The sequence below is a fragment of the Microbispora sp. NPDC049125 genome (assembly GCF_040802045.1).
GTDB lineage: Bacteria > Actinomycetota > Actinomycetes > Streptosporangiales > Streptosporangiaceae > Microbispora.
In genome coordinates, this window is sequence record NZ_JBEZDW010000084.1 from 1 (window position 1) to 7,799 (window position 7,799).

The window sequence follows — 7,799 nt, forward strand, 5'->3', positions numbered from 1 at the left end:
CTGTCGGCGCTGGCTCGGGGGGAGACGGCCCCGCATCTGGTCCAGGGCGCTGTCACCGGTGGCAAGGTGGCGTTCCTGTTCACCGGTCAGGGGTCTCAGCGGGCCGGGATGGGCCGGGAACTGTACGAGACCTACCCGACCTTCGCCGAGGCGTACGACCGGGTGTGTGCTCATCTGCCGGCCATTGATAGTGAGTCGCTGGATCGTACGGAGTTCACCCAGCCCGCTCTGTTCGCGATCGAGGTGGCGCTGTTCCGCCTGGTGGAGTCGTGGGGCATCGTGCCGGACTTCCTGGCGGGGCATTCGATCGGGGAGATCGCCGCAGCCCATGTAGCTGGGGTGCTGTCCCTTGAGGACGCCTGCACGCTGGTCACCGAACGGGGCCGTCTTATGCAGGCCCTTCCGGAGGGTGGGGCGATGGTCGCTCTGAACGCCTCAGAAGACGAAGTCCAGCCGTATCTGACCGACCGGGTGAGCGTTGCCGCGATCAACGGCCCCCAGTCCGTCGTCGTAGCCGGGGACGCAGACGCGGTCGACGCCGTGGTCGCGCAATTCCCCGACCGCAAGTCCAAGCGGCTGAACGTCAGCCACGCCTTCCACTCACCGCTGATGGACCCGATGCTGGAGGACTTCCGCCAGATCGCCGAATCCCTCACCTACAACCCTCCCCAGATCCCCATCACCTTCGGCTACGACGCGGACTACTGGGTCTCCCATGTCCGTCAGCCGGTGCGCTTCCTGGACACCATGCGGACGCTGGAAGCCGAAGGAGTACGGGTCTTCCTGGAGCTCGGTCCCGACGCCGTACTGACCGCGATGGGCCAAGACTGCGCCGACGGCACCTTCATCCCGACGCTGCGCAAGGGCAGGCCGGAGGCGGAGACCGTCACCACCGCCCTGGCCCGGCTCCACGTCGCGGGCGTGGCCATCGACTGGGCCGCCCTGTTCCCCGGCGCTCAGCGCGTGGACCTCCCCACGTACGCCTTCCAGCGCCAGCGCTACTGGCCGCAGGCACGGCCGATACCGGGCGACACCGCCGGCCTCGGGCTGGGATCGGCGGACCACCCCATGCTGGGAGCGGCGGTGCCGCTGGCCGGCGGGGACGGTGTCCTGCTGACCGGCAGGCTTTCGCTCCAGACCCACCCGTGGCTGGCCGACCACGCCGTGATGGGGACCGTCATCCTGCCCGGCACGGCGTTCGTCGACCTCGCCATCAGGGCGGGCGACCAGGTCGGCTGCGGCCACCTGGAGGAGCTCACCATCCAGGCTCCGCTGACCCTGCCCGAACGGGGCGGCGTGCACATCCAGCTCGCCGTCGGCGCCCCAGACGACTCGGGACGCCGCCCGGTGGACGTCTACTCCCGTCCCGACGGCGCCCCCGCCGACCAGCCGTGGACCCGGCAGGCGACAGGCGTGGTGGCGCCGGTCGACCAGGCCGGACACGTGGGGAACGCCGAGACCGCCGCGGAGCCGGTGGACTTCGCCGCCTGGCCTCCGCCGGACGCGACACCCGCCGATGTGGACGGACACTACGACGGCCTCGCCGCCGCCGGATTTGGATACGGAGCCGTCTTCGCCGGCCTCACCAGGGCATGGCGACGCGGCGACGAGGTCTTCGCCGAGGTCACACTCCCCGAGGACACCGACGTGGCCGGGTTCGGCCTGCATCCGGCACTGCTGGACGCCGCGCTGCACGCCATCAGCCTCGGCGGGTTCGTCACCGAAGCCGGCCCCCGGCTGCCGTTCGCCTGGACCGGCGTCACCCTGCACATGGCGGGAGCGCGGACGCTCCGCGTGCGCCTCGCTCCCACGGGCGCGGACGGCGTCGCCCTGGACATGGCCGACGGCGCGGGCAGAGCCGTCGCGTCCGTCTCGGGACTGGTCCTGCGGCCGGTGAGCCCCGAGCAGCTCGCCGGCCCCCGCGGCGGCGTCCACGACTCGCTGTTCCGGCTGGACTGGACGCCGGTCGCCGGGCCCGTCCACCCGGTCGACCGCTGGGTGGTCGTCGGTGAAGGGGCGGCCGGAGGCGCCGAGACCTACCCTGACTGGCCGGCCCTGGAGGACGCTCTCGCCGACGGCGCCGAGGTGCCCGCCGTGGTCGTGGTCGCCTGCGCCCCACCGGACGACCCCACCTACTGGGATTCGGCGTACGGGGATCGGGCGGATGTGCCGGGCGCCGTCAGGGACGCGGCGTTCAGCGCGCTGGCTCTGGTGCAGAACTGGCTTGCCGATGACAGGTTCGCCGACTCCCGGCTGGTGTTCATGACCGAGGGGGCCGTGGCTGCGACGCCCGGGGACGCGGTGCCGGGGCTGGCGACGTCCACGGTCTGGGGTCTCGTGAGGTCGGCGCAGTCGGAGAACCCGGGCAGGTTCGCCCTGATCGACCTCGACGACCCCGAGTTGCTGGGCTCCGCCGTGGCCGTCGCCGTGACGGCCGACGAGCCGCAGCTCGCCGTACGGGCGGGGGCGATCCTCAGCCCGCGCCTCGCCCGCGTGACGACGGCGGACACGGCACCCAAACCGGCCCCCGAAGCCGCCTCCGGCCGGGCACGTGAGGCGGCGGTGACCGAGCTGGACCCCGAGGGCACCGTCCTGGTGGTCGGCGGCACCGGCGCGCTGGGCGCGCTGCTCGCCCGGCACCTGGTCACGGCCCACGGCGCCCGGCGGCTGGTGCTGACCAGCCGCCGCGGCGGCGACGGTCCGGGCGCGGCCCGGCTCAAGGCCGACCTGGCGGCGCTCGGTGCGACAGTGGAGATCACGGCCTGCGACGCGGCCGACCGTGACGCGCTGGCCGGGGTGCTCGCCGCGATCCCCGCCGTGCACCCGCTCACCGCCGTCGTCCACACGGCGGGAGTCCTGGACGACGGCGTCGTCTCGGCTCTCACCCTGGAACGGCTCGACACGGTCCTGCGGCCGAAGGTCGACGCCGCGTTCCACCTGCACGAGCTCACCCGGCACATGGATCTGGCGATGTTCGTGCTGTTCTCCTCGGCAGCCGGGGTCTTCGGCAACGCCGGCCAGGCCAACTACGCCGCGGCCAACGCCTTCCTCGACGCGCTGGCGCAGCACCGGACGGCCATGGGACTGCCCGGCCTGTCCCTCGCCTGGGGCCTGTGGGCCGAAGGCGGCGGCATGGGCGGCGGGCTCGGCCAGGATGACGTCCTGCGGATGAACCGCAGCGGTGTCACCGGGCTGTCGGCAGCCGAGGGCCTGGCCCTCTTCGACGCCGCCCAGACCGCCGGCGCGCCCGCCCTCGTCCCGATCAGGCTCAACCTCGCGGCCATGGCGGGCGTGCCCATCATGCGCGGCCTGGTGCGCGCCCCCTCTCGCCGTACGGCCGACACCGGGGTGGCCCTGAGCGCCCGCCTGGCCGGGCTGACCGGCCCCGAGCAGGCGAAGGCCCTGCTGGAGCTGGTCCGCGCCCAGGCGGCGGCCGTGCTGGGACACGCCGGGCCGGACGCCGTCGAGCCCGGACGCGGCTTCATGGAGTCGGGCTTCGACTCGCTGACCGCCGTCGAGCTGCGCAACCGGCTCGGCGCCGCCGTGGGGCTCCGGCTCCCGGCCACCCTCCTGTTCGACTACCCGACCCCCGCCGCGCTCGCCGAGCACCTGCGGGCCGAGATCCAGCCTGAGGCGGCGACGAGTATCGCCCCCGTGCTCGCCGAGCTGGACCGGCTGGAGACGGCGTTCTCCACAGCGGCACTGGACGCCTCGGCCCGGGCGGGGATCGCCGCGCGGCTGAAGGCCCTGCTGTCCGGATGCGACGAAGCCGCACCGGACGGAGCCGCCGTCACCGACAAGCTGAGATCGGCGACCGATGACGAGATCTTCAACTTCATCGACAACGAGCTAGGGATTTGACGCCATGAGTGCAGATTCTCGTGACCTTGCCAACGGACGGGGTGCAGTGGTGAATGAGGACAGGCTCCGCGAGTACCTGAAGCGGGTGACGGCCGATCTGCACCAGACCCGCCAGCGGCTGCGCGACCTGGAGTCCGCTGACGGGGAGCCGATCGCGATCGTGGCGATGGGCTGCCGTTATCCGGGTGGGGTGACCTCGCCTGAGGACCTTTGGCGGCTGGTGTCCTCCGGTGGTGACGGCATCTCGGCCTTCCCGGCCGACCGCGGCTGGGACGAGGCGCTCTACGACCCGGACGCCGGGCAGGCCGGCAAGAGCTACTCTGCCGAGGGCGGCTTCCTGTACGGGGCGGCCGAGTTCGACCCGGCCTTCTTCGGGATTTCGCCGCGTGAGGCGCTGGCGATGGATCCGCAGCAGCGGTTGCTGCTGGAGACCTCCTGGGAGGCGTTCGAGCGGGCGGGGATCGACCCGGCGACGATTCGCGGCAGCCGTACCGGTGTGTTCGCCGGGGTGATGTATCACGACTACGCCTCTCGCCTGCCCGCGGTGCCTGAGGGGATCGAGGGGTATCTGGGCACCGGCAACTCGGGGAGCATCGCCTCGGGCCGGGTGGCGTACACCTTCGGGCTCGAAGGCCCTGCCGTCACCATCGACACGGCCTGCTCCTCCTCGCTGGTGGCGCTCCATCTGGCGGTGCAGGCGCTGCGGCAGGGCGAATGCTCGATGGCTCTGGCGGGTGGTGTGACCGTGATGGCCACGCCCGCCGCGTTCATCGACTTCAGCCGGCAGCGGGGCCTGGCGGCCGATGGCCGGTGCAAGGCGTTCTCCGCCGACGCCGACGGCACCGGCTGGTCCGAGGGCGCGGGCATGCTGCTGCTTGAGCGGCTGTCGGACGCCGAGCGCGAGGGCCACCCGGTGCTGGCCGTGGTGCGCGGCACGGCCATCAACCAGGACGGCGCCAGCAGCGGCCTCACCGCGCCGAACGGCCCGTCGCAGCAGCGCGTCATCATGGACGCGCTGGCCAACGCGCGTCTCACCGCCGACCTGGTCGACGTGGTCGAGGCGCACGGCACCGGAACCGTGCTCGGCGACCCGATCGAGGCGCAGGCGCTCCTGGCGACGTACGGCCAGGCCCGGCCGGCGGACCAGCCGCTGTGGCTGGGTTCGCTGAAGTCGAACATCGGGCATTCGCAGGCGGCTGCGGGTGTCGGCGGGATCATCAAGATGGTCATGGCGATGCGCCACGGCGTGCTGCCCAAGACGTTGCACGTGGACGAGCCGACTCCGCATGTGGACTGGGAGTCGGGGGCGGTGCGCCTGCTGTCCGACCCGGTGGCCTGGCCGGAGACCGGCCGTCCGCGCCGGGCCGGTGTGTCGTCCTTCGGGTTCAGCGGCACCAACGCCCACACCATCATCGAGCAGGCCCCCGGCGCCACGCCGGACCCGGCTCCGGCGCAGGAGGGCCGAGACCCGGTCCGCGGGCCCATTCCATGGGTGCTGTCGGGCCGTGGCGAGCAGGCGCTCCGTGAGCAGGCCGTACGGCTGCGCGCACATCTGGCCGAGCACCCCGAGCTGGACACGGCCGACGTGGGCCACACGCTGGCGACGGGCCGCGCGGCCTTCGAGCACCGGGCCGTCGTCGTGGGCGACGACCGCGAGCAGCTCCTCGCGGGCCTGGGAGCGCTGGCACGCGGCGAACCGGCGGCGAACGTGGTCCAGGGCGGCGTGACCGGCGGCAAGGTGGCGTTCCTGTTCACCGGGCAGGGCAGCCAGCGCCTCGGCATGGGCCGGGAGCTCTACGAGACATACCCGGCCTTCGCCGAGGCGTTCGACCAGGTCTGCGCGCACCTGCCGGTGAAGGACGTGATCTTCGGGGATTCCGGGCTGCTGGACCAGACGGCCCACACCCAGCCGGCGCTTTTCGCCGTCGAGGTCGCGCTGTTCCGGCTGGTGGAGTCGTGGGGCGTCACTCCGGACTTCCTGGCCGGGCATTCCATCGGGGAGATCGCGGCCGCGCACGTGGCCGGGGTGCTGTCCCTTGAGGACGCCTGCACGCTGGTCTCCGAACGCGGCCGGCTGATGCAGGCCCTTCCCGAGGGCGGGGCGATGGTCGCCCTGAACGCCTCCGAGGACGAGGTCCTGCCGTACCTGGACGAACGGGTCGGCATCGCGGCGGTCAACGGCCCGCGGTCGGTCGTGGTGGCCGGGGACGAGGAGGCCGTCCTGCGCGTCACCCGGGCCTTCGAGGGGCGCAAGTCCAAGCGGCTCCAGGTCAGCCACGCCTTCCACTCGCCGCTTATGGACCCGATGCTGGAGGACTTCCGCCGGGTCGCCGAGTCTCTGACGTACAACGCCCCGCGCATCCCGATCGTCTCGGGCGCCGCGCCGGAGACGTTCGACGCCGCTCACTGGGTCCGTCACGTACGGCAGGCCGTACGGTTCCTCGACACCATGCGCACGCTCGAAGCCGAAGGAGTGCGTGTCTTCCTGGAGCTCGGGCCCGACGCCGTACTGTCCGCGATGGGGCAGGACTGCGCCGAGGGCGCCTTCGTCTCCACACTCAGGGCTAACCGGCGGGACACCGAATCCTTCCTCCTGGCCATGGCCCAGCTGCACGTGCGTGGCGTGGCGGCCGACTGGCGCCCGCTCTTCGACGGTGCGCGCCGCGTCGACCTGCCCACCTATCCCTTCCAGCGCGAGCGCTACTGGCTGGAGGCTCCCGCCTTCTTCATGACCGCGTTCGGAGCCTCCGGGCTCGGACTCGGCTCGGCCGACCATCCGCTGCTCGGCGCCGCGGTGGCACTCGCCGACGGCGACGGATTCCTGCTGACGGGAAGGCTGTCGGTCCAGTCGCACCCGTGGCTGGCCGATCACGCGGTGATGGGCACGGTGATCCTGCCCGGCACGGCCTTCGTCGAGCTGGCCGTACGCGCGGGCGACCAGGCCGGGTGCGATCTGCTGGAGGAGCTGACCGTCCACGCCCCACTGGTCCTGCCCGAGCACGGCGGAGTCCAGGTGCAACTCCTCGTCGGACCGGCCGACGAGTCGGGACGCCGGTCGGCGGAGATCTACTCGCGTTCGGAAGGGGCGCAGGCCGAGACGGCGTGGACGCGTCACGCGAGTGCGGTGCTGGTTTCCGGTGGTCCGGTTGAGGAGTTCGGGTTTGAGGTGTGGCCGCCGGTGGGGGCGGAGCGGGTTGATCTTGCGGGTCATTATGAGCGGTTGGCGGATGCGGGGTTCGGGTACGGCCCGGCGTTCGCGGGTCTCAAGGCCGCGTGGCGCCGGGGTGGGGAGGTGTTCGCCGAGGTCGCGTTGCCGGATGGGGTGAGTGGGTCGGGGTTTGGTCTGCATCCGGCGTTGCTGGATGCGGCGTTGCATGCGATCAGCTTGGGCGGGTTCGTTGAGGGTGAGGGTGCCCGGCTGCCGTTCTCGTGGAGTGATGTGAGTCTGCGGGCCGCCGGTGCGATGGGGCTCCGTGTACGTCTGTCGCCTGCGGGTGCCGACGGGGTGGCGCTGGAGGTGGCCGACGGGGAGGGCCGGCCCGTGCTGTCGGTCGGCTGCCTGACGCTGCGGCCCGTGGCGGTCGAGCAGCTGAGCGTTGACCGCGTCGAGTCGCTCTTCGTCCTGGACTGGGTCGCGGTGGCGGGGTCGCGTGAGCCGGTGGGGGTGGAGGGGTGGGCGTTCGTCGGCACTCCTGCCGGTGGTGGTGAGTGGTATGAGGACTGGCTGGCTTTGGATGACGCTCTTGCCGAGGGGGTGGCTGTTCCTCGGGTGGTGGTGGTTCCGGGGGTTGGGGGCCTGGATGGGGGTGAGGTTCGTGAGGCGGCGTTCACGGCGCTGGCGTTGGTGCAGGCGTTCGTGGGTGATGAGCGGTTTGATGAGTCGCGGTTGGTGGTGCTGACGTCGGGTGCGGTGGGGCCGGAGGAGGGTCCTGGGGATC

At 72.3% G+C, this 7,799-nt stretch carries 2 protein-coding genes; both read left to right on the plus strand.

Going from position 1 to position 7,799, the window contains the following annotated elements; translation table 11 throughout:
- Nucleotides 1–3,861: SDR family NAD(P)-dependent oxidoreductase (locus AB0B72_RS39935; RefSeq protein WP_367744994.1), on the plus strand; the 3,861-nt coding region annotated here is incomplete at its 5' end.
- Between the two features lie 49 nt (nt 3,862–3,910).
- The coding region (locus AB0B72_RS39940) for a type I polyketide synthase (protein ID WP_367744995.1) at nt 3,911–7,799 on the plus strand (3,889 nt) is incomplete at its 3' end.